This is a genomic window from Nocardioides sp. T5 (assembly GCF_048161455.1).
GTDB lineage: Bacteria > Actinomycetota > Actinomycetes > Propionibacteriales > Nocardioidaceae > Nocardioides.
The window spans coordinates 2,442,177-2,465,373 of the sequence record NZ_CP182415.1; the positions used below are offsets into that span (position 1 = coordinate 2,442,177).

24 protein-coding genes are annotated in these 23,197 nt (G+C 70.6%); 7 read left to right on the forward strand and 17 right to left on the reverse strand.

The window, feature by feature from the left end; genetic code table 11:
- Positions 1 to 216: 216 nt before the first annotated feature.
- The 10 genes from ACNKF0_RS11805 to ACNKF0_RS11850 form a co-directional block, all read right to left on the reverse strand.
- On the reverse strand, positions 217 to 684 hold the full coding sequence (locus ACNKF0_RS11805; protein WP_299928294.1) for a bifunctional nuclease family protein: 468 nt from the start codon (positions 682 to 684) through the stop codon (positions 217 to 219).
- 53 nt (positions 685 to 737) lie between these two features.
- The gene (locus ACNKF0_RS11810; RefSeq protein ID WP_416952341.1) at positions 738 to 1,478 is read right to left on the reverse strand and encodes a MerR family transcriptional regulator; all 741 of its coding nucleotides are present in this window, start codon (positions 1,476 to 1,478) and stop codon (positions 738 to 740) included.
- A gap of 3 nt (positions 1,479 to 1,481) precedes the next feature.
- Complete coding sequence (locus tag ACNKF0_RS11815; RefSeq protein ID WP_299928288.1) at positions 1,482 to 1,994, reverse strand: FHA domain-containing protein; 513 nt, start codon at positions 1,992 to 1,994, stop codon at positions 1,482 to 1,484.
- Between the two features lie 141 nt (positions 1,995 to 2,135).
- Positions 2,136 to 2,522 (reverse strand): glycine cleavage system protein GcvH, encoded by a 387-nt coding sequence (gene gcvH, locus ACNKF0_RS11820; protein WP_416952343.1) that lies wholly within the window; start codon positions 2,520 to 2,522, stop codon positions 2,136 to 2,138.
- A gap of 51 nt (positions 2,523 to 2,573) precedes the next feature.
- Complete coding sequence (locus ACNKF0_RS11825) at positions 2,574 to 3,191, reverse strand: DUF881 domain-containing protein (protein ID WP_416952345.1); 618 nt, start codon at positions 3,189 to 3,191, stop codon at positions 2,574 to 2,576.
- A gap of 108 nt (positions 3,192 to 3,299) precedes the next feature.
- Positions 3,300 to 3,632 (reverse strand): small basic family protein, encoded by a 333-nt coding sequence (locus ACNKF0_RS11830; RefSeq protein WP_172261349.1) that lies wholly within the window; start codon positions 3,630 to 3,632, stop codon positions 3,300 to 3,302.
- Positions 3,629 to 4,537, reverse strand: coding sequence for a DUF881 domain-containing protein (locus tag ACNKF0_RS11835; protein WP_416952348.1), 909 nt, complete (start codon positions 4,535 to 4,537; stop codon positions 3,629 to 3,631). The genes ACNKF0_RS11830 and ACNKF0_RS11835 overlap by 4 nt, the downstream gene beginning before the upstream one ends.
- Positions 4,530 to 5,135, reverse strand: coding sequence for a CDP-alcohol phosphatidyltransferase family protein (locus tag ACNKF0_RS11840; RefSeq protein ID WP_416958494.1), 606 nt, complete (start codon positions 5,133 to 5,135; stop codon positions 4,530 to 4,532). Before ACNKF0_RS11840 ends, ACNKF0_RS11835 begins: the two co-directional genes overlap by 8 nt.
- Positions 5,136 to 5,149: 14 nt before the next feature.
- The gene (locus ACNKF0_RS11845; RefSeq protein WP_416952350.1) at positions 5,150 to 6,214 is read right to left on the reverse strand and encodes a hemolysin family protein; all 1,065 of its coding nucleotides are present in this window, start codon (positions 6,212 to 6,214) and stop codon (positions 5,150 to 5,152) included.
- Complete coding sequence (locus ACNKF0_RS11850) at positions 6,204 to 7,553, reverse strand: hemolysin family protein (RefSeq protein ID WP_416952352.1); 1,350 nt, start codon at positions 7,551 to 7,553, stop codon at positions 6,204 to 6,206. Before ACNKF0_RS11850 ends, ACNKF0_RS11845 begins: the two co-directional genes overlap by 11 nt.
- 257 nt (positions 7,554 to 7,810) lie before the next feature.
- Here ACNKF0_RS11850 and ACNKF0_RS11855 point away from each other — a divergent pair, with 257 nt between their 5' ends.
- On the forward strand, positions 7,811 to 9,343 hold the full coding sequence (locus ACNKF0_RS11855) for a sulfatase (protein WP_416952354.1): 1,533 nt from the start codon (positions 7,811 to 7,813) through the stop codon (positions 9,341 to 9,343).
- 4 nt (positions 9,344 to 9,347) lie between these two features.
- On the forward strand, positions 9,348 to 10,457 hold the full coding sequence (locus tag ACNKF0_RS11860) for an SLC13 family permease (RefSeq protein ID WP_416952356.1): 1,110 nt from the start codon (positions 9,348 to 9,350) through the stop codon (positions 10,455 to 10,457).
- 225 nt (positions 10,458 to 10,682) lie between these two features.
- Here ACNKF0_RS11860 and ACNKF0_RS11865 read toward each other — a convergent pair whose 3' ends face one another.
- From ACNKF0_RS11865 to ACNKF0_RS11875, 3 genes are all read right to left on the reverse strand, one after another.
- A complete protein-coding gene (locus tag ACNKF0_RS11865) occupies positions 10,683 to 11,975 on the reverse strand; it encodes an ISL3 family transposase (RefSeq protein ID WP_300639430.1) in 1,293 nt (430 codons plus the stop codon).
- Between the two features lie 149 nt (positions 11,976 to 12,124).
- A complete protein-coding gene (locus tag ACNKF0_RS11870; RefSeq protein ID WP_416952358.1) occupies positions 12,125 to 13,600 on the reverse strand; it encodes a phospholipase D-like domain-containing protein in 1,476 nt (491 codons plus the stop codon).
- Between the two features lie 194 nt (positions 13,601 to 13,794).
- Entirely contained in the window at positions 13,795 to 15,111 is a 1,317-nt protein-coding gene (locus ACNKF0_RS11875) for a phospholipase D-like domain-containing protein (RefSeq protein ID WP_416952360.1), read from the reverse strand.
- Between the two features lie 516 nt (positions 15,112 to 15,627).
- Here ACNKF0_RS11875 and ACNKF0_RS11880 point away from each other — a divergent pair.
- The 5 genes from ACNKF0_RS11880 to ACNKF0_RS11900 all read left to right on the forward strand — a co-directional run bounded on the left by ACNKF0_RS11880 (position 15,628) and on the right by ACNKF0_RS11900 (position 19,007).
- The gene (locus ACNKF0_RS11880) at positions 15,628 to 16,017 is read left to right on the forward strand and encodes a DUF1622 domain-containing protein (RefSeq protein ID WP_416952362.1); all 390 of its coding nucleotides are present in this window, start codon (positions 15,628 to 15,630) and stop codon (positions 16,015 to 16,017) included.
- Positions 16,018 to 16,072: 55 nt separating this feature from the next.
- On the forward strand, positions 16,073 to 16,480 hold the full coding sequence (locus ACNKF0_RS11885; RefSeq protein ID WP_416952364.1) for an ATP-binding protein: 408 nt from the start codon (positions 16,073 to 16,075) through the stop codon (positions 16,478 to 16,480).
- Positions 16,481 to 16,602: 122 nt separating this feature from the next.
- Positions 16,603 to 17,136, forward strand: coding sequence for a DUF1269 domain-containing protein (locus ACNKF0_RS11890; RefSeq protein WP_416952366.1), 534 nt, complete (start codon positions 16,603 to 16,605; stop codon positions 17,134 to 17,136).
- A gap of 40 nt (positions 17,137 to 17,176) precedes the next feature.
- Positions 17,177 to 18,478: a threonine/serine ThrE exporter family protein gene (locus ACNKF0_RS11895; RefSeq protein WP_416952368.1), complete on the forward strand. Its 1,302-nt coding sequence runs from the start codon at positions 17,177 to 17,179 to the stop codon at positions 18,476 to 18,478.
- Positions 18,479 to 18,578: 100 nt separating this feature from the next.
- Positions 18,579 to 19,007 (forward strand): DUF7144 family membrane protein, encoded by a 429-nt coding sequence (locus ACNKF0_RS11900; RefSeq protein ID WP_299928231.1) that lies wholly within the window; start codon positions 18,579 to 18,581, stop codon positions 19,005 to 19,007.
- Between the two features lie 285 nt (positions 19,008 to 19,292).
- Here ACNKF0_RS11900 and ACNKF0_RS11905 read toward each other — a convergent pair whose 3' ends face one another.
- From ACNKF0_RS11905 to ACNKF0_RS11920, 4 genes are all read right to left on the reverse strand, one after another.
- A complete protein-coding gene (locus tag ACNKF0_RS11905; protein ID WP_416952370.1) occupies positions 19,293 to 19,454 on the reverse strand; it encodes a hypothetical protein in 162 nt (53 codons plus the stop codon).
- 1 nt (position 19,455) lies between these two features.
- On the reverse strand, positions 19,456 to 19,926 hold the full coding sequence (locus tag ACNKF0_RS11910) for a DUF6325 family protein (RefSeq protein ID WP_416952372.1): 471 nt from the start codon (positions 19,924 to 19,926) through the stop codon (positions 19,456 to 19,458).
- A 108-nt stretch (positions 19,927 to 20,034) separates the two neighbouring features.
- Positions 20,035 to 20,604 carry a hypothetical protein gene (locus ACNKF0_RS11915; RefSeq protein WP_416952374.1) on the reverse strand — a complete coding sequence of 190 codons (570 nt, stop codon included), beginning with the start codon at positions 20,602 to 20,604 and terminating at the stop codon, positions 20,035 to 20,037.
- 92 nt (positions 20,605 to 20,696) lie between these two features.
- Positions 20,697 to 23,048, reverse strand: a complete 2,352-nt coding sequence (locus ACNKF0_RS11920) for a sulfatase-like hydrolase/transferase (protein ID WP_416952376.1) — start codon at positions 23,046 to 23,048, stop codon at positions 20,697 to 20,699.
- Between the last annotated feature and the right edge of the window lie 149 nt (positions 23,049 to 23,197).

The window sequence follows — 23,197 nt, forward strand, 5'->3', positions numbered from 1 at the left end:
TCTCGTTGCTAGCCACAGTGACCCTCCAGGTCAGTTCCTCCGCTGAGCGGTAACTCCTGGGGGAAGGGCCCGCCCGGCGCCGGAGGACCGACAACCACAACGGTGGAGTTACAACAGAGACAGTTCAACGTAAGCCCGATCCGACGGGTTGTCCATCCATCGAGCGGCGTGTCGCAACCCTCAACCTTCACTTGAGGGTGAGGGTCTCGGCGAGGGTCAGGGAGACTCGAAGTCGTCGGGCGACACGTGGTCGAGGAACTCGCGGAACCGCTCCACCTCGTCCTCCTGCTCGGCGGGCACGGCCAGGCCGGCCTCGTCGAGGACGGCCTCGGCGCACACGATGCGCGTGCCGGTGCGCAGGGCGAGCGCGATCGAGTCCGAGGGACGGGCGCCGACCTCGGCGCCGCCGTCGAAGACGAGCTGCGCGAAGAACACCCCGTCCTTCATGTCGACGATGCGCACCTCGTCGAGGCGCTGCCCGGTGGCCTCCAGCACGTCGCGCATCAGGTCGTGCGTCAGCGGGCGCGGGGGCGTGACGCCCTGCTGGGCGAAGGCGATGGCCGTCGCCTCGACCGCCCCGATCCAGATCGGGAGATAGCGCTCACCCGTCACCTCGCGCAGCAGCACGATCGGCTGGTTGGAGGGCATCTCGACGCGGACTCCCACGACGTCCATTTCGCGCATGCGCCCACCCTACTCACGTGTCCTGACGCGATCGCGTGGGTGGGGCGGCCGGTTCAGCCGCGGTCGAGACCGGCCTTCACGAGGGTCGCGTGCAGGCGTACGGACAGGGCCGCGATCTCGGACGTGGCGTCCTCGGCCCGGCCCCGCGCAGCCGCGTCACGGCCGCGGGCGAGGGGGGCGACCACCTGCTGCACCAGGCCGACCTCGCGGTCGGCGGCCGTCTTGAACGCACGCAGGTGGCGCGGCTCGAAACCGAAGTCGGCGAGCTCACGGGCGGTCTGCGCGACGACCAGCGCGTCGCTGTCGAAGTGGCCCGTGCCGCTGCGGGCGCTGACCAGTCCGTACTGCTCGAGATCGGTCAGCAGGTCCTCGGAGATCTCGGCCACCTTGAGCAGCTCGCGACGTGAGAGGCGCAGGTCGCTGCTACGCCGGAACGACTCGGGGCTCGGCAGTCCGTCGGCGCTGAGCGCGACCTTGGGCACGGTCGGCACGACCGACTCGATCGCCGGCGGCTCGAGCCCGCGGTCGATGGCGTCGAGGTGGTCGCCGATCACCTTGAGCGGGAGGTAGTGGTCACGCTGCATCGTCAGGATGTAGCGCAGCCGCGACACGTCGTCGGTGGAGAACTTGCGGTAGCCGGCGGCCGTCCGCTCGGGCTTGACGAGGCCCTGGTCCTCGAGGAAGCGGATCTTGGGGATGGTCACCCCCGGGAAGTCGGCCCGCAGCTGGTCGAGCACCTGCCCGATGTTGTAGCGGGCGCCGCGACTCGCACCCGAGGCCGTCGAGGCACTCACGGATCAGCTGTCCGGGTGGGAGGAGAAGAACACCAGCCGGTACTTGCCGATCTGCACCTCGTCGCCGTCGTTGAGCTCGACGGAGTCGATCCGGTCACGGTTGACGTAGGTGCCGTTGAGGCTGCCGACGTCGCTGACGGTGTAGCCCGACCCCGACCGGCGGAACTCCGCGTGGCGGCGCGAGACGGTGACGTCGTCGAGGAAGATCTCGCTGTCGGGGTGGCGGCCGGCGCCCACGACGTCGACGTCGAGGAGGAACCGGCTGCCGGCGCTCGGTCCGCGCTGCACGACCAGGAGGGCGTGGCCCTCGGGGAGGGCGTCCACCGCTGCCGCGTCGACGGCGCTCAGCTGGCGGTCGGACGACTCCCGCTGGTCGGGGACCCCGAAGGTGATGGTCGCAGTGGACTCGACCGGGCTCGCGCCCGTGTCCTCCCCAGCGAGCAGCTTGGTGCCGCACTGGGCACAGAAGCGGGCATCGTCAGGGTTCTGCTTGCCACAGGCGGTGCAGAACGGCATGGAAAGCTCCTCGACGGATCGACGCCCAACCCTCAGCCGAGAGTTGAGGTTGACGGTTTCCCCGAACCTACCAGCCCGCCGTTGGCGACGGCGGGCGGTCGGGGAACACGGGTGGGCAGGTGGTGGGACAGGGGTTGCGGGTCAGCCGTCCAGCGTGGCCTGGTAGGTCGAGGCGTCCATGAGGCCGTCGACCTGCGAGCCGTCGGCGACCCCGACCTCGAACAGCCAGCCCGCCTCGTAGGGGTCGCTGTTGACCAGCTCGGGCGTGGAGTCGAGGGCGGCGTTGGTCGCCACCACCTCCCCCGTCACCGGGGCGTAGATGTCGCTGACCGACTTGGTGGACTCGAGCTCGCCGCAGGTCTCCCCCGCGGTCACCTGGTCGCCCACCTGCGGGAGGGAGACGTACACGATGTCGCCGAGGGCGTCCTGGGCGAAGTCGGTGATCCCGATGCGGACCGAGCCCTCGGTGTCGCCGGGGGTGCGGACCCACTCGTGCTCGCTGGTGTACTTGAGGTTCTCCGGATACACGGGGACTCCTAGGTGCAGTGGTGGTGGGTGGCTGCGCGGGTGTGCGGCAGGCTACTGGCCGGTGCCGAACTCTGCTTGCTCCGGTCGGGTGGGCTCGCGGACGCTGGTGATCTGGACGGCCTCGAGCTCCTCCACGTCGACCGTGGCGCCGTCGTAGGTCTCCAGGGTCTCGATGGGTCCGGTGGAGAACTCGAGAGCCGTACGGAGCACGTGCGGGTCGCCGATCACCTCGAGGACGTAGGGCGGCTCGAGGAGCTGGCCGTCGACCTCGATGCCACCCACGCCGTTGTCGAAGGAGGTGTCCGCGCCGAGCCGGATCGAGTCGTTGAGCTCCATCGCCTCGGCACCCGCCGTGCGCAGCTCCTGCACCGTGTCGAGCAGCGACCCGACGTTGACGCGGGTGGACGACTCGTTGATGGTCATCCGGATGCCCGGTCCGGTGACCGGCACGAGGCCGGCGATGATGTTGAGGGTCCGCACCCGCTGCTCGGCCTCGTCGAGGGCCGCGAACCTGGCCTGGTTCTCGTTGGCGAGCTCGTCGCGCCGTGCCTCGAGCCGGTCGACCTCGCGGCGTGCGCGCTCGGCGGTGCCGGTGAGCCCGTCGAGCACCTCGACGAGCTCGCTCTCGCGGAGACCCGCATAGGTGTCGTTGGCCGCAGTGTCGCGCACCTGGACGACGAAGGCGAAGCCCAGGACGGCCAGGAGCGCCGCGACGGCCGCACCACGGCCTTCCGCAGCCGGTCGCGACCGGGTTCGGGCTCGGGATCGGTGCGGTGCTCAGGCATGGAAGACGTGCCTGCGGATGGCTGCGACGTTGGAGAAGATACGGATGCCCAGCACGACGATCACGCCGGTGCTGAGCTGCGAGCCGACACCGAGCTGGTCGCCGAGGTAGACGATCGCCGCCGCGACCACGACGTTGCTGACGAAGGAGACGACGAAGACCTTGTCGTCGAAGATGCCGTCCAGGTAGGCGCGCAGCGCACCGAAGACCGCGTCGAGCGCGGCCACCACGGCGATCGGCAGGTAGTTCTGCAGGCTGAGCGGCACGTCGGGGGCGAAGACCAGCCCGGCGATGATGCCCAGGAGCAGGCCGAGGGCGGCTATCACGGCGAGCTCCCTTCTCGTTCAGGCCCGTTGTTGGGATCGGCGTCGAGCTCGATCACATCACGAAGGACGCGTTCGGGCGCAGCCGGCAAGCGGATGTCATCGACATTCTGGGCGTCGTAGACAAATCCGTAGTTGGAGACGCGGGCGAACCACTGCTGACCTTGCGAGCTCTCGACGAGGCGGGCCTGCAGCGTCTGGGGGTCACCGATGGCCGAGACCTCGTAGGGGGCGTTGACCGGGCGGCCGTTGACGTGGACGGCGCGGTTGGTGTTGCGGATGCCTCCCAGCGCGTTGATCCGCTGGTCGTTGATCGCCACGGCCTCGGCCCCGGCCGCGAACAGCCCGTCGACCAGCGTGGCGAGGTCCTCGTCGAGCACCTCCCCGTCCACGTCGCCCCCGGGCCGGTTGTCCACCGTGATCCGTACTCCGGGACCGTGGACGGCGGAGAAGCCGGAGACGAGCTCGGCGCGCCTGAGACGCGTCTCGATGTCGTCGAGCTTCGCCTGGTTCCTCGTGCTGCTGCTCGCGAGCGCGGCATTGGACCGGTTCAGCTCCGCGACCTCCCCCTGCAGGCCGCGCACCTCCTCGCTGCGGCTGTCGATCTGCTCGACCAGCGCTGTCCGGCTCAGCTCGTTGGCCGGCGCCTCGCGGTCGGTCTGCACGGCGACGACGGCCGCCATCACGCCGAGCGCCGCCACCGCGAGCAGGCTGGACCAGTGCGGTCGCGCCACCTGCGGGCGTACGTCGCCGTCTGCGGCCCGCTTCTGGGCCACGTGGGCGTAGTCCTCGTCCATCGACCGCGCGGTGATCAACGTCAGGAGCGGGGTCGTGACGTGCTCGGGCAGCGGGCGGTCGGTCTCGGGGTGCGCCGCTCCCGGCCCGGGACGCGGCTGCGACTCAGCCATGGTCGGTCGCCGGGGACGTACGACGCGGTGTCTCGCGCACCAGGGTGCGGACCTGCCAGGCGTAGAGGACCCCTGCCCACCAGTAGAGCCCGATCCCCCACCAGGCGAAGGCCCAGCCGAAGTTGCGGGCGAGCGTCGCGACGATGCCGTCACCCTCGCCGAGGAGCAGCAGCGGGAAGGCGTAGAGCAGGTTGAACGTGGCCGCCTTGCCGAGGAAGTGCACCGGCAGCGCCGAGAAGCCGCGGGTGCGGAGGATCGGCACGAGGCCCCACAGGAAGAGGTCACGCAGCGGCAGGGCGATGGCGACCCACCACGGGATGATGTCGCGCAGGAAGAGGCCGACCACGACGGCCAGGATGTAGAGCCGGTCGGCCACCGGGTCGAGGATCTCGCCCAGCGTGGAGTACTGGTCGAGCCGGCGCGCCAGCCACCCGTCGAGGAAGTCGGTGAACCCGGCGACCATGAGCACGACGAGGGCGATCGCGTCGGCCTCGGGACCGAGCACCAACCACAGGAAGAGGGGTACGCCGGCGAGCCGCACCACACTGATGATGTTGGGCACGGTCCAGACGCGAGATGCTCCCTCGGACACGGTCAGACCCTATCCAGCGCTCAGTGAGCCTCGACGCCGGACACGTCGTGGTGCGCGGCGTCGCGGATCTCACCGACGAGCTCCTCGAGCACGTCCTCGAGCGTGACCAGGCCGATGACGCTCCCGTCGCGCTCCACGACCCGCGCCATGTGGGCGCCCTTGACCTGCAGGCTCTCGAGGGCGTCGTGGAGCAGGTCGTCGGGGTGGATGGAGGCGAAGGGACGGATCCACTTGTCCTCGATGACGCGCGAGCGCTTGTCGTCGTCGGACTCCAGGGCGTCCTTGATGTGGAGGTAGCCCAGCAGCGTGCCGTCGTCGCCGGCGACCGGGAACCGGCTGAAGCCGGTGGCCGCGCACACGGCCTCGACGTCGGCCACGGTCGAGCCCGGGGCCACCGTGGACAGGGTGTCGGGCGCCATCACGATGGCGGCGACGGACTTCTCGGTGAAGCCGAGCGCGCCGGCGAGCCGGTCGTACTCGTCGGCCTCGATGAGTCCCTCGCCCCGCGACTCCTCGACGAGGGCGGCGACCTCCTCGCGGGTGAAGCTGGAGTGGACCTCGTCCTTGGGCTCGATGCGCAGGAGGCGCAGCACCCCGTTGGCGGCCATGTTCATGCCGGCGATGACCGGGCGCAGCACGGTGACGATCGCCATCATGGGCGGGCTGAGCACCATCGCGGCCCGGTCGGCCCCGGCGAGCGCGATGTTCTTGGGCACCATCTCGCCGAGCACGACGTGCAGGTAGACCACGATCGACATCGCAACCACGAACGACACCGGGTGCAGCAGGTCGTCGGGCAACCGGGCGGCGTGGAAGAGCGGCTCGAGCAGGTGGGCGACGGCCGGCTCGCCGATGGCACCCAGGCCGAGCGAGCAGACGGTGATGCCGAGCTGTGCCCCGGCCATGACGAGCGAGACGTTCTCCATGGCGCGCAGGGTGGTGCGGGCGGCCCGCGAACCCTCCTGGGCGCGCGGCTCGATCTGGCTGCGGCGAGCGGCGAGCAAGGCGAACTCCGCGCCCACGAAGAAGGCGTTGAGGGCGAGCAGCACGACGGCGAGGCCCACGCCGAGGAGGTCACTGTTCATGGTCGGCCTCCCCCACCAGCACGAGGTCGAGCCGGTCGATGCGCAGGCCGTCCATCCGTTGCACGGTCAGGGTCACCAGGCGCTCGCGCACCTCGTGGGGGTCGCTGCGGTCGGGCACCGGGAGCTCGACGCGGTCGCCGGGCTCCGGGATCTTGCCGAGCTCGCGCATGACGAGGCCGGCCACGGTGTCGTAGTCGTCGTGGTCGGGCAGCTCGATGTCGGTGACGTCCTCGACCTCGTCGGGACGCAGCAGCCCCGACAGGGTCCAGCTGCCGTCGCGGCGCTGGCGGATCCGCGCGCCGAGGCGGTCGTGCTCGTCGGAGATGTCGCCGACGATCTCCTCCACGACGTCCTCGAGCGTGACGATGCCCGCGTGGCCGCCGTACTCGTCGAGGACGACGGCCATCTGGAAGCCGTCCTGGCGCAGCAGGGCCAGCAGCGGGTCGAGCCGCAGGCTGTCGGGCACGACGACGGGGCGGACCATGACGTGCTTGATGCGGGTCGTCGCGCGCTCGTGGACCGGCACGGCGACCGCGTGCTTGACGTGCACGGTGCCGACGACGGTGTCCTCGGCGTCGAGGACCGGGAAGCGGGAGTGCCCGGTCTGGCGGGCCAGCTCGATCACCGCGGAGACCCGGTCGCCGTCCTCGACGGTCGTGGTCCGCACGCGGGGGGTCATGATCTCGCCCGCGGTGCGGGTGCCGAACTCGACCGATCGCTCGACGAGCTCGGCGGTGTCGGCGTCGAGCGTGCCCTGGTCGGCGGACCGCTGGACGAGCGAGGAGAGCTCCTGGGAGCTGCGGGCGGAGCGGAGCTCCTCCTGCGGCTCGATGCCGAGGCGGCGCACGATCGCGTTTGCCGACCCGTTGAGCGCCCGTATGGGGCCGCGGGTGAGAGCGGTGAAGCCGCGCATGAAGCCCTGGGTGTTGCGGGCGGTCTCCAGCGGGCGGGCGATGGCGATGTTCTTGGGCACCATCTCGCCGAAGATCATCGTGACGACCGTGCCGATCGCGAGGCCGAGCGCGAGCGAGAGAGGTGTCACGACGCTCTCGGGCACCCCCGCAGACGCCAGCGGGCCGTCGATCAGGTCGGAGATCGCCGGCTCGGCGAGGAAGCCGATGGCCAGGTTGGTGACGGTGATGCCGACCTGGGCTCCGGACAGCTGCGTCGACAGCGAGCGAAGAGCCAGCTGGACGCCGCGGGCGCCCTCGTCGCCGGCGGCCGCGGCGCGTTCGACGCTGGGCCGGTCGACGGTGACGAAGGAGAACTCCGCGGCCACGAAGAGGCCGCAGGCGGCCACGAGGGCCAGCGACACGAGCAGGAGCAGGAGGGGGGTCACGACGCGCACCCGGTGGTCAGTGCGGTCGTGCGGGGACTTTGACTCTCGTCCATGGCGGCTGCTGCGGGTTCCTTCATCTCGTGCGATCGGGGCATGCGCCGAGCCGTGGTGAGCGGCGTCGGCGAGTCCACAGGGTAGCGGTCGGGTCCATTGTCACCCCAGTCGTCGTGTCGCCTTGGGGAGGCGGCCCCCGGCGCCCTACTCTTGCGCCGACACGGGTGGACGAGCAGGCCCTCAGGGTCTCGGCGAGGGGCAGCATGCGAGCGTGGGCACAGTCGATCACGGCTGCCCTCCTGGTCGTCCTCGTCGCCACCCTGGCCACGGTCACGGCGACCGGCGACACGGGCGAGGCACGTGAGGCGGGCACGGTGCGGATGGTGCAGGGCACCCAGTCCCCCGGCACCGGAGCCGACGAGACGACCCGTCCCAACCTGGTGTTCGTCCTCACCGACGACATGCGCGACGACGACCTCGACCACATGCCGATCACCCGGCGCCTCCTGGCCGACCAGGGCATGGAGTTCACCGACGCGATCTCGCCGCACCCGCTCTGCTGCCCGGCCCGCGCCCAGCTCGCCACCGGCCAGTACGCGCAGAACAACGGCGTCCAGCACAACCGCGGCGTGCACGGCGGCTTCGACGCGCTCGACCCGACGCAGGAGGCGAGCGTCTGGTTCCGCGCCGACGGCTACCGCACCGCGTTCGCCGGCAAGTTCCTCAACGGCTACCACCCCGGCGACGTGCGTCCCGCCGGGTGGTCGCGGTGGGACGCGCTGACCCGCGGGGTCTACGACTACGTCGACTTCACGATGACCGGTGACGGGGACCCCCGCCGCTACACCGACAGCTACATCACCTCGGTGATCGAGGACCGCACCAACGACGCCGTGCGCGACTTCGCGCGCACCGGCGACCCCTTCGTCGTCTACGCGTGGCACCTCGCGCCGCACTACCGGATCAGCCCCGAGGGCGGACGCAGCCTGCCTCCCGCGGCGCCGCAGGACCAGGACCTGTTCCTCGACGAGCGCCCGTCCGCGTTCGACGACCCCTCCTTCAACGAGGAGGACGTCACCGACCAGCCCGCCTACCTGCGGCACCGCGCCCCCGTGTCGCGCGACGAGGTGGCCGCGGAGAACACCGCCCGGCTGCAGTCGTTGCAGGCGGTCGACCGTGCGGTCGGGTCCCTGGTCCAGACGCTGGACGACGAGGGCGTCCTCGACGACACCTACATCGTCTTCACGTCCGACAACGGCTACTCCCTCGGTGAGCACCGCTTCGTCGGCAAGGACGTCCTGACCGACGAGGCCCTGCAGGTCCCGCTGCTCGTGCGGGGTCCCGGCGTGGTCCCCGGTGCCACGTCCTCGCTGCCCGCGACGCTGGTCGACCTCCCCGTCACCTTCGCCGCCCTGACGGGAGTCACCCCGCAGTGGCAGGTCGACGGCACGTCCTTGGCGCCGACCCTGCGCGGCGAGCCCCAGTCGTTCCGTGACACGACCCTGATCCAGACCGGGCGCACCCTGGGCAACGGCTGGTCGCACCGGGGCGTGCGCACCGAGCGCTACCTCTACGGCACCGACGGCGCCGACACGTTCCTCTACGACCGGCTCCTCGACCCCTACGAGATGGTCAACCTCGCCGACGACCCGGCCTACGCCGGCGTGCGGTCCACGCTCGAGATGCGCCACCGCGAGCTCGTCGACTGCGCGGGCTGGACCTGCAACCAGCAGTTCGGTCCGGTCCCCGAGCCGGTGACGGGAACGGCGTCCGACGTGGCCCGCGGCTCGTCGTGACGGCGTGACCGAGGCCCTGCGCTCCCTGCTCCACCCCGACCTGACGCCCGTCCTGGCCCAGGTGCTGCCGGTCGCGGTCTTCCTCCTCGCGATCACGGTGACCGCGGAGGTCGCACAGCTGGCGGGCGTGTTCGACGTGGCCGCGCACGCGCTCGCGCGCCGCGCCCGGCACCGGGTCGTGCTGCTGTGGCTGACCTTCGCCACCCTGGCGGTCGGCTGCACGATCGTGCTGAGCCTCGACACCACCGCCGTCCTGCTGACGCCCGTCGGTCTCGCCATCGCCCGCCAGACCGGGGTGGCGCCCCTGCCCTTCGCGCTCACCACCCTCTGGATCGCCAACACCGGCTCGCTGCTGCTCCCCGTGTCCAACCTGACGAACCTGCTGGCCGTGTACCGCTTCGAGGACCTCGGGGCCGACCACGGCGACTACGTCCGTACGGCGGCCGCGCCCGCGGTGACCGCCATCGTCGTGACCCTGGTCCTGATCGCCGTCCTGCAGCGTCGCGCGCTGCGCGGGACCTACGCCGTCGAGCCTCCGGCGGATCCGCACGACCGCGTGCTGCTCGTCATCGGCTCCGTCGTGTGCGTCGTGGTCGGGCCGCTCTTCGCCGTCGGCGTCGAACCTGCCGTCGTGGCGCTCGGGTCGGCGAGCGTCCTGCTCGCAGCGCTGCTGTGGCGGGCACCGGGTCTGCTGCGCGAGGTCCGCCCACCCTGGCTGATGGCGGGCGGCTTCGTGGTCGTGGCCGGGGCGCTGCGCCTCGCCCAGGGCGAGGGCCTCCTCGACTGGCTGGCGCCCGCGGTCGGCTCCGGCATCCGCCCGCTCGACCTGCTCCACCTCTCCGCCACGTCCGCGGTCGCGGCCAACCTCGTCAACAACCTTCCGGCCTACCTGCTCGTCGAGCCCGCGGCAGCCGACGACGTACGCCGTCTCATGGCCACGCTGGTGGGGGTCAACACCGGAGCGCTGGTGACGCCCTGGGCCTCGCTCGCGACGCTGCTCTGGCTCCAGCGCTGTCGTTCCGCCGGTCTGCGCATCCCGCTGCTCCGCCTCGCCGGGTGGGGTGCGGTGTGCGCGACGCTCTGCGTCACCGCTGCGACCCTCGCGATCCACTGAGCCAGACGCAGCAGCGGCGTGGCCCCGGAGGGCCACACCGCTGGTCTGCGCGTTGAACGGGCCGTCCCACCGCATCTGGGGGGATCCGTGCCACGGCGGGAGGTCGAGGCACGGGTGAGCGGTGTTGGACCCAGCGGAACGCGGCCGCTACTTGCTCAGCGCCGGACCGTTCCCTGGTGTTACGGGGTCGGCGGAGAATTTTGGCTCTTCTGACTGATCCGTGGGTCATCGGCCGGGCAGCAGCGGTCGGTGTCCGCCTAGGTTGAGCATCGCGAGGCCGATGAGGGCGTCGGGTGAGCGGAATCCGAAGGCCACCCTGGTGATGAGCCGGATCTTGGTGTTGACCGATTCGATGAGGCCGTTGGATAGGCCGTGGTCGATGGCGGCGAGGATCTCGGCGCGGTGCTTGGTGATGCGCTGCTGGAGCTTGACGAACGATGCGATCCGGCAGCGCCGTGCCCACGCGACCCATCGGTCCAGCGCCTCGGCGGCCTCGTCTGCTGGGAGCTTGAAGACGGTACGCAGGCCTTCTTTGAGCAGATAGGCGCGGTAGAGCCGAGGATCAGTCTTGGCGATCCACGCAAGCTTCGTCTGCTGCTTGTCGGTGAGGTTCTCGGGGTTCTTCCACAGTGCGTAGCGGGCGTGCTTGAGAGCGCGAGCGTGTCCGGTTGCGACCGTAACCGCCCGGCCGTTCTGCCAACCGGCGGGGCGGGTGTGGCCCGCGCGTCTGGCCTGGTTCCAGGCGTCTCGTCGCACGGCGTCGAGGGCATCGGTGGCCCAGCCGACGACGTGGAAGGGGTCGGCGCACCGGACCGCGGCTGGGCAGCGTCGCCGCACAACGTCCGCGATCCAGTCCGCGCCGTCGGCTGTGACATGGGTGATCTGGGCGCACCTGCCTTCGCCGGAGGCTTCCAGTGCGTCGAAGAACTCCTCGAGGGTGGCGCGGTCGCGTCCGGCCTTGGCCCACACCAGCCGGCCGGTGTCGTGGTCGACCACGACGGTCAGGTACTTGTGGTTGCGTTTGTAGGAGATCTCATCGATGCCGATGCGGCGCAGTCCGGCGAAGGCGTCGATCCCTTCGGCGGTGTCGGCCCAGACCCGGGCGATGATCGATCCCACGGTCCGCCACGCGATCCGCATCAACTGGGTGATCGCGGACTTCGAGCACTGGGTGGCCAGCCAGGCGACCTGCTGGTCAAAGCTGAACGTGTGACCGGCCGCGTGACGCGCCCAGGGCACATGCCGCACCGTCGGCCCGTGGACCGGGCAGTTGACCCTTGGCGCGTCGGCCTCGAGGAAGACCTCGACTGTTCCGAGATCCAGGCTTCGCCACCGTCGGCGTCCTTCTCCGTGGTCGTACCAGGCGGCTCTGGTGCCGCATCGTCCGCAGCGGCCCCGAGCAGCTCGCCGTGGTCGCACGTGCGCGATCACGATGTCCTCGACCTCGCTGAACTCGATTGCCTCGATGACGGTGTTCTCGACGCCCAAGAGGGCGCGCCATAGGCTGGCGTTTCGCACGCCGTTCTCCGTTCCGTGGTTCCTGACTCTCGACAAGCCAGAAACCTAGAGCGGGAACGGCGTGCGGCCATTCAGACGCGATCAACCACCCACGGAAGCATCAGATGAGCCAGAATTTTTCCCGAGCTGGTCCGCCGCTTCCCGACCCCTCAGTCGGACTCCCAGTAGGGACCCTTGCGGTAGCGGTCGCGCTCGATCGTCGTGACCGGACGCCGGACGGTCCGCCAGACGGTGCGGGGCGAGCCGTCCTCGTCGACCACGGTCCGCGCGACGCGGAAGTTGACGTACGTCGTTGTGTAGGCGTTGCGCGAGTTGCGCTTGTTGCGCCACTGGTAGTTGAAGTTCTTGACGTACTTCCGGGTCAGCTTCTTGCCGCGGATGGTCATCCAGAGCTCGTCGTTGCCCGGGCTCAGGCTCGCCCAGTTGGCCGAGCCCGTGACGGTCATGTGGGTGTCGGGGACGCCGTTGTAGGTGCCCTGGATCGCGACGTACTTCTGGTGGCTGTAGACGCTGAGGATCAGGTCGTCCTTGCCGTCCTTGTTCAGGTCGTAGTCGTCGTCGGGGTTGAAGTCCAGGCCGGTCGAGCGCAGCGGGATCCGTCCGCGCGGCGTCGGAGCACCCACGACGCGCTTGGTGTGGTAGCCGATCAGGCCGTACATCACGCGCACCTTGCACCCCTCGATCCACTTCTGCCGGATCGCCGAGGCCAGGTAGTCACCGCGGTTGCCTCGCATGGTGTGCATCGACACCGCGATGCGGCTCCGCTTCTGCCCGCCCGCACCGTCGGGGGTCAGGCACTGGACCTTGCCGAGCAGGTCGAGCACGAGGTCGTTCTTCGGGCCGGACGGCTTGGGCCAGGCCCAGACCGTGTGCTTGTCGACCGAGTCGTCGCACGCGACGCCGTTGGCGGGCGTGCCGCAGAAGAGCTGCGGGGGCTGCCGGGTGTCGTAGTCCCTGCGCATGTCGTTGAACAGCCGGACGAACTGGCGGAACAGCTCGTGGTCACCGGAGGTGAAGTAGAGGTCGTTCCACTGGTGCTTGTCGGCGTTGAGCATCAGGTTGGCCGACCCCACGGCCAGCACGTCCTTCGACCTGCCGGCCCGGGAGAAGGAGTAGAACTTCGTGTGCATGTTGTTGTACTGGTTCTGCTTGCTGCGGCACCCGGCCGTGCACCGGTAGATGAAGCTCGAGCGATAGCGCTTGGCCCCGATCTCCTTGCGGACCGCCCGCATCGCCCTCGTGTACTGGTGGTCGTTGAGGATCATCTGCACCTTGACGCCGCGCCGGTGCGCGGCGATGAGCGCCTTCGCCACCGGCATCCGGTCGAAGGAGTAGACCGCGATCCGGATCGTCGAGCCCTTCCGCGTGTGCTTGATCGTGTCGATGACCTTCCGCTCGATGCGGAACCAGCCCTTCTTGCGGCGCGGGTCGTTGAAGAACGGGCCCTGCGGGGCCTTCCAGCGCTTGCGGGCCGACTGCGTCGTCCTGGCGGCGGCCGCCGTCGAGGCAGTCGTCGCGGTCCCGGCCGAGGCAGTCACGCCGGCGGGGGCGGCTGCGGCGGGGACCGCTGCCAGCGGGGTGCCCAGGACCAGGCACAGAGAGAACAGGACCAACAACCTCGGCACGAACTCGCCTTCCCGACCGCCACCGTCGGTGGCGTCGTCACGTTCAGGCCCGGCCCCACGACCCTGCTGTCAGGGCATGGGAAGGGCATGTCGACCGGACCCGCGCAGTCCGCAGGTCCGGTCCCGTCCAAGGGGTGACGATCCCCGACCCGACAAAGTTGTCGGGCCGGGGGGTACAGATCTGGAGACGAGGCTCACATCCGACCGGCCGCCGGTGCGAACGCCTTCGAGTGGTCGCTCCAGACGTCGTCGAAGTGCTCGACGTACGCGTCGTGGACGCGGTCCCGCGGGATCATCACCACCAGCTCGTCGTTGAGGAGGGAGACGTCCGACCAGTTCTCCGAGCCGGTCCACACCGCCCGGGTGGGCGAGCCGTCCCAGGTCCCGTCGACGGACATCCACTTCTCGTGCACGAAGTGCTCCCACCCCGAGTCCTCGAAACCCGTCGCGACGTCGCCGTCGACGTCGAGCGACGCGCTCCGCACGCGGACGCCGGCGGCGACAAGGGTCTCGACCACGTCCGGACCGGCGGCGCTCACCAGCGCCTGGACGCGGCACCCCTGGCGGTGCAGCCCGGCCACCCGCCGGGCCAGGTCGGCGCCGCGCTCCCCGCGCCAGCCGTACATGCTGATCCGGACGACGGTCCGACCGCCCATCCCGCTCCCGGGCAGCGCACGGCAGTCGACCTTGGCCAGTCGCTGGGCGACGGTGTCGTCGTCAGCGGTGTCCGACCGGCCGGGCGGGACGCTCGTCGTCACGTCGCCGTGGGCCACGTCCACGGCCGGCTCGGAGACCAGGCGATCGGCCGCGAGCTCGGCGAAGACCGAGCTGTAGTCGTCGTACAGCGGCTGGCTGCCGGTGAAGGTGACCAGGTCGTTCCAGTGCACGCCGGCTGCGTAGCCGGTGAGGTTGGCGGAGCCCAGCATGACGACCGGCGCGGCGCCGCCTCCCCCGGAGAACAGGTAGAGCTTCATGTGCTGGTTGCCGCGGTCGCCGAGGCGGCAGCTGGCGTGACAGACCGTGACGAAGCTCGGCTCCGTGCTCCTCCCCCGCGACTCGCCGCGGGCGTGGCAGGCTCCGCTGCTCGTGGCCCCGTCCGGCCCGACCAGGCGCCGCAGGCGCCGCACGGGCGCAGCCACGAAGTTGTCGTTCAGCACGACCTGCACCGTGACCTGTCGCTGGGTGCACGCCCGCTCGAGGGCGTCGACGATGTCGGGCCGGTCGAAGCTGTACGCCGCCATGCGGATCGTGCCGTGGTCGGGCGTCGCGTCGATCGCCTGTCGGACGTGGTCGGCGATCCGGTCCTGCGCGGCCTCGTCGCCCGTCGGGTCGTTGAAGACGACGTCGGCGACCGGAGCCTCGACCGCGCCGGCGACCGCCAGGCGCGCCGCGTGCTCGACGACGTACGACGTCTTCGACGACTCGCCGCCGACCGCAACGGCCAGCACCGGTGCCGCCACCGCCGCGGCCACACCCAGCACCGCAGTTCCCACCAGGAGAGAGGTCCGCATCTCGATCACCCGATCCCGTCCGGCGGGAGGACTCCCGCCTCGTGGATCGACCGTCACGCCGAGGACGTTCCGGGGGCCCGGGCCCGGGATCTCGACCACGACGGGATCCTTCGACACGCACCCGGGAAGGCCGTCTCCGGGCGCGGGCACCGGTGACCGCGCCCGGGTCCTCCCGTCCTGGCGATCCCGGTGGCAACCGGGACGTGCGACCCAGACGGGCAGGACCGCGGCACGACCCGAGATCGGCCGACGGACCGAGAGTGACTGCGTCGACGACGGAGGTGGACGACGCCAGTGGGACGACGGGGTGCGGCTGCCCGCGGGGCTGGCTGGACGAGCCCCACGGGCAGTTCCCCGTAGCCCCGATCTGCTGTCCAAGGGCTCCTGCACCCGCCGCGATCGACGCTACGCCGGACCCCCACGGCCCGCCACGCTGTCTAGGCCGCGACGCGCTGGCCGCGTCGCATCCGCGGCACCCGTGTCGGCAGCACGGGCGAGCGTGTCAGTCTGGGCCACATGGAGGACGAAGACTTCGACGCGCTCATGGAGCTGGTGGTCCACGGGTTCGAGGTGGCAGGAGTCGCGGTGCTCGTGGTCGGGGCCGTGGCAGCCTTCGTCTCCGCGCTGGTCACGGCGAGACGCACCGGAGCAGCGGTGGCCTACGAACGGGTCCGCCGCGGCGTGGGACGCGCGATCCTCCTCGGCCTCGAGCTGCTGATCATCGCGGACATCGTCCTCACGATCACGGTCGACCCCACGCTGGAGAGCGCGCTGGCGCTGGGCCTCATCGTCGTCGTACGCACGTTCCTCAGCTTCTCCCTCGAGGTGGAGCTGGAGGGCACGCTGCCGTGGCGGCGGTCCCGGGAGGCCCCGCGCGTGGACGGCTCGCCCGGCGTATCGTCGTGACCCGACGGGCGTCGGCCAACCCGCTCAGCGACGCCCTTCGGAGGGTGGGGTGAAGATGGAACACCGTGGGCCGGTCTGGACCCATCGCGAGCGCTTCGACCCGCACCCGGCCAGCGCCTCCCTGGCACGCTCGTTCGTCGCGGACCGGCTCCTGCAGCACGAGCTGCCCCACCTGATCGATCCGGTACGGCTCGTGACCAGCGAGCTCGCCACCAACGCCATCGTCCACGCGCGCACGTCCTTCACGGTCACGCTCGAGCGGGTCGAGGACGTGCTCGTGCTGACCGTCATCGACGACTCCCCCGAGGCACCGGTCCGGAGAGCGACGGCAGTGACGGAGTCGACCGGTCGCGGGCTGGAGATCGTCGCCTCGACGAGCCGGGACTGGGGTGTCGATGCGGATCGCCGGTCCCCCAAGGCGGTGTGGGCGTCCTTTGCCGTCGACGAGCACGCGTCGCCCTAGCCGGAGTCACCCGTCGCGGAGGAGGCACCTCCGCTGTCGTGGTGGGACCTTGGGCGCGGACCGCCCGCTTCCGGATCCTGCGGGCGGCGACCTCGTGGCCTGATCGACTGGGAGAACCTCACATGGCATTCGACACACTCATGGTGTTCGCCGGCGTCTACCCCGACCTCGCGTCCGCGGAGGCCGACTACGACCGGGTGAAGGAGCTCCACACACAGGAGGGCCTCCTGGATGCCTACGACGCCGCGGTCATCCACCGCCGCGACGACGGCAAGGTGAAGATCACGCGCAAGCACGAGACGCCGACCCGGGTCGGTGGCGTGCTCGGCGGGGGTGCCGGCCTGGCCACCGGGCTCGTCGTCGCGCTCTTCCCGTTCGCGGCGGTCGGCGGCGGCCTGCTCGCGGCGACCTCCGCAGGCGGGGCGATCCTGGGGGCGGTGGCGGGTCATGCGGCGGCCGGCATGAGCAGGAACGACCTGAAGGAGCTCGGCGAGTCCCTCGACAGCGGAGAGGCGGGCCTGGTCGTCGTCGGTGTGATGGACATGGAGGCGAGGATCGAGGAGTCCATGCGCCGCTCGGAGAAGCTCCAGAAGAAGCGGCTCGAGGCAGACGTGGAGGCTCTCGAACGCGACGCGCACGATGCCGTCGGCTCCTAGCGGCAGCGCCGTGGTGAGCTGACCGGGCCCCGAGCGTCGGATGGCCGTGTCCGCGCCACGCGAGGTCTACGGCACCCTCGACCTGGCCCTCCGCATCGGTGACCTCCTGCTTGCCTCGGGAGGGGGCGCCGCCGACGTCGAGGCCACGATGCTCGCCGTCACGCACGCCTGTGGCTTGAGCGGTGTCGACGCCGACGTCACCTTCACGGAGCTGTCGCTGCAGCAGCGCTACGGCATCGGGAGGCCGGCGTCGATCCTGGTGCGGCGGGTGAAGCGCCGGCCGGCGGACTACGCCGAGCTGATCGAGGTCGACCGGCTCGTCCAGGACCTCCTGGACGGGACGACCACGCGCGACGAGGCACGCAGACGGATCGCCGACATCGACTCCTCCGAGCACCGGCGGGCTCGCTGGCTGGTGACGGTCAGCTGGGGCGCCGTGGGTGGATCGCTTGCGGTCACCCTCGGCGGCGGAGCGGTGGTGAGCTGCCTGGCGTTCGTCGCGGCGTGTGGCATCGACCTCGTCGGGCGTTCCACCCGGGGCCGGGTCCCGCTGTTCTACCAGCAGATCGCCGGCGGGTTCCTCGCCACGCTCGTCGCGGTCGGCGCCGCTGCGACGGAGGTCGACGCCGACCCCTCCCTGATCGTCACCGCGGGCATCATCATCCTGCTTGCGGGCATCGGGCTCATGGGCGCCATGGCCGATGCGCTGACCGGTTACCCCCTCACGGCGAGCGCCCGGCTGCTCGACGCCCTGATGGCGACCACCGGCGTGATCGCCGGGGTGGCCGCCGGCTTGACGGTCGCTGAGCTTTCCGGCGCCGACCTCGGTCGCGTCGAGCCCGGGGCGACCGGACTGGCCCAGGGGTCGGCCATGACGCTCGGCGCCGGGCTCGCGGCCGCCGCCTACGGCCTGGCGTGCTACGCGCCGCTCCGCGCGGCTGCCGCGGCAGCCGCCGTGGGCGCCTGCGGCCAGGCGATCTTCCTGGCGGTCGAGGGGCTCTCGCTGGGGCAGACCTGGGCCGCCGCCGTCGCCGCAGTCGCGATCGGGACGCTCAGCCACGGGATCGCCGGCCCGGTGCGCGTGCCGCCACTGGTCCTCATCGTCCCCGCCGTCGTGCCGCTGCTGCCCGGGCTCTCCATCTACCGCGGGCTGGCGTTGCTCGCCGAAGGTGAGGACGGGGTCCTGGACCTGGCGGCTGCCGGGGCCACGGCCGTCGCGCTCGCAGCCGGCGTCATCCTCGGCCAGTACCTCGCCCAGCCCATCCGGCGGGATGGACTGCTGACCAGTCCCCCGCTGGTCGGTCCACTGCTTAGGCGCCAGGGCCGACGTACCTGGAACTGACGGACGCGCGAGATCTCACCCCCGCAGGATGAGGGTTGACCCGTCGGGGCGTCCTAAGTTGCCGATGAGACGGGTCCCGTCACGCGACAAGGAGACAACCATGACCGAATCGACCGGGTCGCACCAGCAGACCGGAGCTCGCGAGGAGCCCGGCGTGGGGGCACAGGGACTGATCCTGTTCGCCGCCGTGATGATGTTCGTCGGCGGCGGCTTCCAGGCCATCATGGGGCTGGCGGCCATCTTCGAGAACGAGTTCTACACCGTCACCCCCAACTACGTCCTCGAGTTCGACGTCAGCGCGTGGGGGTGGATCCACCTCGTGCTCGGGCTGGTCGTGGTCTTCGCCGGGTACGGACTGCTCTCCGGTCAGACCTGGGCGCGCGTGGTGGGCATCATCCTTGCTTCCGTGAGTGCCTTGGTGAACTTCGCCTTCATCCCCTACTACCCGTTCTGGTCCCTTGCCATCATCGCCCTGGACGTCTTCGTCATCTGGGCCCTGGCCACCCAGGCGCGCGCGTTCAGGCTCTGACGTCCCGACCCTCCGCTGCCCGGAGACCCAGGGCACCCCGAGAAGCACCGTGCGACGGATGTCTGCGTTCACGTGGATCGGCGGGTTCAGGCCGCCGAGGCGGATCAGGTCTTCTTGAGCTCCTCACGGCACCAGCCGAGCTCCTGGTCGACGTTGTTCGCCGACACCATCGGGCAGTTGGTGAACCACACCTCGCTCCAGTCCAACGGGACAGTGGTCGACACCCTCACGCCGATCGCCCCGGTCGGCTTCCCACCACGTGGAGAGCCGCCGGGGCGCTGACCGTCAGCGTCGCCGGTCCCGACGGTCGTCGCGGCGGTCCTCGCGGCGCTCGCCCCGACGACGTACGCCGTGGCTGACGACGGCCGCGGTCCCGACCACCGCGGCGGTCCTGGCCACGGGTCGCGGCCCGATGACTCCTCTTCCTGCCCTGCGTCCGATCGGCATGTCACTCCTCCTCTTTGAGATCTGCTTCGACGGCGGCGATGAGCGCCTGCACCGGGATCCGGCCGCTCGCCACGAGCTGACCCCCGGCGTGGCGGACAGCGGACCCGAAGGGCGCTGCCCAGAGGTTCTCCCAGACGAGCAGGGCAGCGGTGCTCCCCGGCTCGACTGCCTCCGCGACCGACTGCACGTCCTCCTGGCTCAGCAGGTTGGCCATCGCGGTCTCGAGCTCCCGGATCTGACCGATCTCGCTGTCGTCCAGGTCGCTGATCTCGAACGCCTCGAACTCCCCGTCCTCGTCCTTGCGGATCATCAACAGGTCGAGGACGCGGATGATCCCCCGGTCGACGAGGTCGGTCAGCGTCGGTGCGATCGTTCCGTCGAACCGGCTGCCGGGGAACTCCACCACGATCCAGTCCACGGGACCGAGCTCGTCGAGGGTCTCCTCCTCCGTCACGGTCATCTGGTCTGTCATGCACCACCTCCAGCTCTGCATGCGGGCGCCGCCGCGGCGCCGCGTCTCCTCGAGTCTCGGCGGTGCCGCCGGTGCACGCGTCATCCCATGTGGGTGACCCCAGACCGCTCAGAGCAGCCTCGACCCGGCCCGCCGGACGGTGACCAGCACGTAGACGCTGACCAGGAGGACCCAGCCCGGGAAGACCAGGGCGACCCACAGGCTCAGGCTCGTGATCACCAGCAGGCACAGCGCGATGACGTAGGTGGTGATCACCAGCCAGCGAGGCGCCGTACCGGACCTGTGCCAGGTGGTGCCCAGCGAGATCATGAAGACCGCGGCCATCCTGAGGGCGTAGACGTTCGTGACCTGGAGCATCACGGCACGGCCGAAGGCCACGATCTCCGGACGGCTGGACCGGCTGGCGTCCCAGTCAGCGGTGGCGACGATGGCGCCCGCCAACGCCATCGAGACAAAGACCATCGCCAGGAAGAGCAGACCGCTGCCGAAGTACACCGACGAGAAGAAGCGGTCCTCCAGGTCGCCCAGCCGGTCGCGGACCACACCCACGAACCACAGGAAGGCGATGCCCGCGATCGGCACCAGCGCGAGCGCGATCTTGAGCCGGGTCGCGGCGGCGTCGGACCACTCGGGCTGGGTCAGGGGGTCCTCGGGCATGGAGGTGCGGAGCAGGATCATGCTCGCGCTGAACGTGGCCGCGAACACGACACCCGCCAGGCCCGCTGACCGCGGAGTGGTGAGTCTCCCGCGCTGCGCCCCCGGCGACTGCCCTACTGCCGGGCCATCGCCGCTCGTAGCTCCCCCTCGGGGTCGGTGATCAGCTCGCCCGAGACGTCCACCGTGACCGAGTGGAGGATGCCGGTGAACCGGAACGGGGACGGGGTGTCCGGGGTCACCGGCGACCCCGGATTGGCGCCGCACGTCAGGGCGCCGGGATTGAGCATGAAGGGCGTGGTCGTCGAGGCCTCCGCGTCGGCCACCAGCGTGCCGTCGACGTAGAGCTGGATGCGGCCGGGAGCCCCCAGCCCGCGGGCCAGGTCAGGCTGTCCCGTCGGCTCGAACTCGAAGCGGAGCTCGTGTGGCCCGGGAGGCACCGGATCCGGCGAGGACACCTTGTGCAGGCTGCGCCCCACGTAGTTGTGCACGTAGTGCAGCCGCCCGTCCTGCACGTAGAGGGAGTAGCCGCCGGCGGCGCTGCCCTGGCAGAGCAGCACCCCCTCTGCGCCCTCGTCGGGTATCTCGACCTTCGCGGTGATGCTGTGCGGACGGCTCAGGACCCTCGGTGCCGCGTTGAACGGCACGGACTGGGTGCCCGGGCGGTAGACGTAGCGGTCCCGCGGCACCGCTGCCAAGGGCTTCTCGGCCATGAGCCGACCGAGGCCGCTGCCGTCGACGGGCAGGACGTCGTACTTCCCCGCCTCCGCGTACCAGAGACCGATCAGGGCGATGAGCTTGTCACGGTGCTCGCCGGCGAGGTCGTGGGTCTCCGCGAAGTCCTTCTCCACGTGGTAGAGCTCCCAGGCCGTGGCGTCGAGCTCGCTGAGCCGATCGGCCGAGATGGGCTGTCCGAACCCGACGCCGGCCTCGGCGAACGAGGGCCCGGGCCAGGGGCAGACCGCCCGCCAGCCGTCGTGGTAGATCGACCGGTGGCCGAGCATCTCGAAGTACTGCGTGTGGTGGTTGGTGGCCGCCTCGGCGTCGTCCAGGGTGTGGGCGAAGCTGATGCCCTGGATCGGCGACTGCGTCACGCCCCTGATGGTGGCGGGCGGCTCGATGTCCAACAGGTCGAGGAGGGTGGGGACCATGTCGATGATGTGTGCGTACTGCGGGCGCACCTCGCCCCTCGCCCGGATCCCCTGCGGCCACGAGACGATGAACGGGTCGGAGGAGCCACCCCGGTAGGTCTCGCGCTTCCACCGCCGGAACGGCGTGTTGCCCGCCCAGGTCCAGCCCCACGGGTAGTGGTTGAAGTGCTTGGGCCCTCCGATCTCGTCGATCAGCGCGAGGCTGTCCTCGAGCGGCTCCTGGGCGTTGTTGAAGAACTGTGCCTCGTTCGTGGTGCCGGTCGGACCACCTTCGGCGCTCGCCCCGTTGTCGGAGATCACCATCACGATGGTGTTGTCGAGCATGCCCTCCTCACGCAGGAACTCCATCAGCCGGCCGAGGTGGTGGTCGGTGTGGGACAGGAAGCCGGCGAAGACCTCCATCATCCGGCTGTACAGGCGACGGGCCTCCGCGGGCTGGGCGTCCCACTCGGGGACGTCCGGATCGTGGCGCGACAGGACCGCGTCGGCGGGCACGATGCCCAGCTCCTTCTGCTTGGCGAACACCCGCTCGCGGTAGACCTCCCACCCGTCGTCGAACCTGCCCGCGTACTTGTCGGCCCATTCCTTGGGCGCGTGGTGGGGGGCGTGGGTGGCCCCGAAGCACAGGTGCAGGTAGAACGGCTTGTCCGGGTCGATCTGCTTCGAGTCCGCGATGAACTCAATCGACCGGTCGACCAGGTCCTCGGTCAGGTGGTAGCCCTCTTCGGGCGTGGCGGGGGGCTCGACCTGGTGGTTGTCGTAGACCAGGTCGGGGTACCACTGGCTGGTGTCCCCGCCGAGGAAGCCGTAGAAGCGCTCGAAGCCGCGTGCCAGGGGCCAGCGGTCGTAGGGCCCGGCGGCGGTCTCCTGGTGGCTCGGTGTCAGGTGCCACTTGCCGACCATGAAGGTGTTGTAGCCGTGGCCGAGGAGCATCTCCGACAGCATGCCGTTCTCGAACGGGATCACGCCGTCGTAGCCGGGGAACCCGGTGGCGAACTCGGTGATGCAGGCCATGCCGTTGCTGTGGTGGTTGCGTCCGGTGAGGATGCACGAGCGGCTCGGGGAGCACAGAGCCGTGGTGTGCATGTTGTTGTAGCGCAGACCGTCGGCGGCGAGCGCGTCGAAGGTCGGGGTCTCGATGGGGCTCCCGTAGCAGCCCAGCTGCCCGAAACCGGTGTCGTCCAGCACCACCGTCAGCACGTTGGGCGCGCCTGGGACGGCGCGGGTCGGTCTGGGCCAGGCAGGTGACGACTCGTCGGTCGTACGGCCTGCGGTGCCCGGGAAGGTCGAACCCGGGTCGTACTCGGTCAAGGCCATGGCCCACCACTCCTCGTGAAGACGTGCAGCCATTGCAGCGAGGTGGCTCACCCGGCGCATCACCCGGACGGGATGAGGGCCGGCGTCGCCGAGTGCGATGAGACTGGACCGAGACCGTCGCCACCGTCGGCCGGAAGAGGTGTCGCCGT

Coding starts and splice junctions, on each gene's coding strand:
- ACNKF0_RS11805 (WP_299928294.1), bottom strand. CDS start 684: ATGCGCGAAATGGACGTCGTGGGAGTCCGCGTCGAGATGCCCTCCAAC.
- ACNKF0_RS11815 (WP_299928288.1), bottom strand. CDS start 1,994: ATGCCGTTCTGCACCGCCTGTGGCAAGCAGAACCCTGACGATGCCCGC.
- ACNKF0_RS11835 (WP_416952348.1), bottom strand. CDS start 4,537: ATGGCTGAGTCGCAGCCGCGTCCCGGGCCGGGAGCGGCGCACCCCGAG.
- ACNKF0_RS11845 (WP_416952350.1), bottom strand. CDS start 6,214: ATGAACAGTGACCTCCTCGGCGTGGGCCTCGCCGTCGTGCTGCTCGCC.
- ACNKF0_RS11855 (WP_416952354.1), top strand. CDS start 7,811: ATGCGAGCGTGGGCACAGTCGATCACGGCTGCCCTCCTGGTCGTCCTC.
- ACNKF0_RS11875 (WP_416952360.1), bottom strand. CDS start 15,111: ATGCGGACCTCTCTCCTGGTGGGAACTGCGGTGCTGGGTGTGGCCGCG.
- ACNKF0_RS11880 (WP_416952362.1), top strand. CDS start 15,628: ATGGAGGACGAAGACTTCGACGCGCTCATGGAGCTGGTGGTCCACGGG.
- ACNKF0_RS11885 (WP_416952364.1), top strand. CDS start 16,073: ATGGAACACCGTGGGCCGGTCTGGACCCATCGCGAGCGCTTCGACCCG.
- ACNKF0_RS11890 (WP_416952366.1), top strand. CDS start 16,603: ATGGCATTCGACACACTCATGGTGTTCGCCGGCGTCTACCCCGACCTC.
- ACNKF0_RS11895 (WP_416952368.1), top strand. CDS start 17,177: ATGGCCGTGTCCGCGCCACGCGAGGTCTACGGCACCCTCGACCTGGCC.
- ACNKF0_RS11900 (WP_299928231.1), top strand. CDS start 18,579: ATGACCGAATCGACCGGGTCGCACCAGCAGACCGGAGCTCGCGAGGAG.
- ACNKF0_RS11905 (WP_416952370.1), bottom strand. CDS start 19,454: ATGCCGATCGGACGCAGGGCAGGAAGAGGAGTCATCGGGCCGCGACCC.
- ACNKF0_RS11910 (WP_416952372.1), bottom strand. CDS start 19,926: ATGACAGACCAGATGACCGTGACGGAGGAGGAGACCCTCGACGAGCTC.
- ACNKF0_RS11915 (WP_416952374.1), bottom strand. CDS start 20,604: ATGATCCTGCTCCGCACCTCCATGCCCGAGGACCCCCTGACCCAGCCC.
- ACNKF0_RS11920 (WP_416952376.1), bottom strand. CDS start 23,048: ATGGCCTTGACCGAGTACGACCCGGGTTCGACCTTCCCGGGCACCGCA.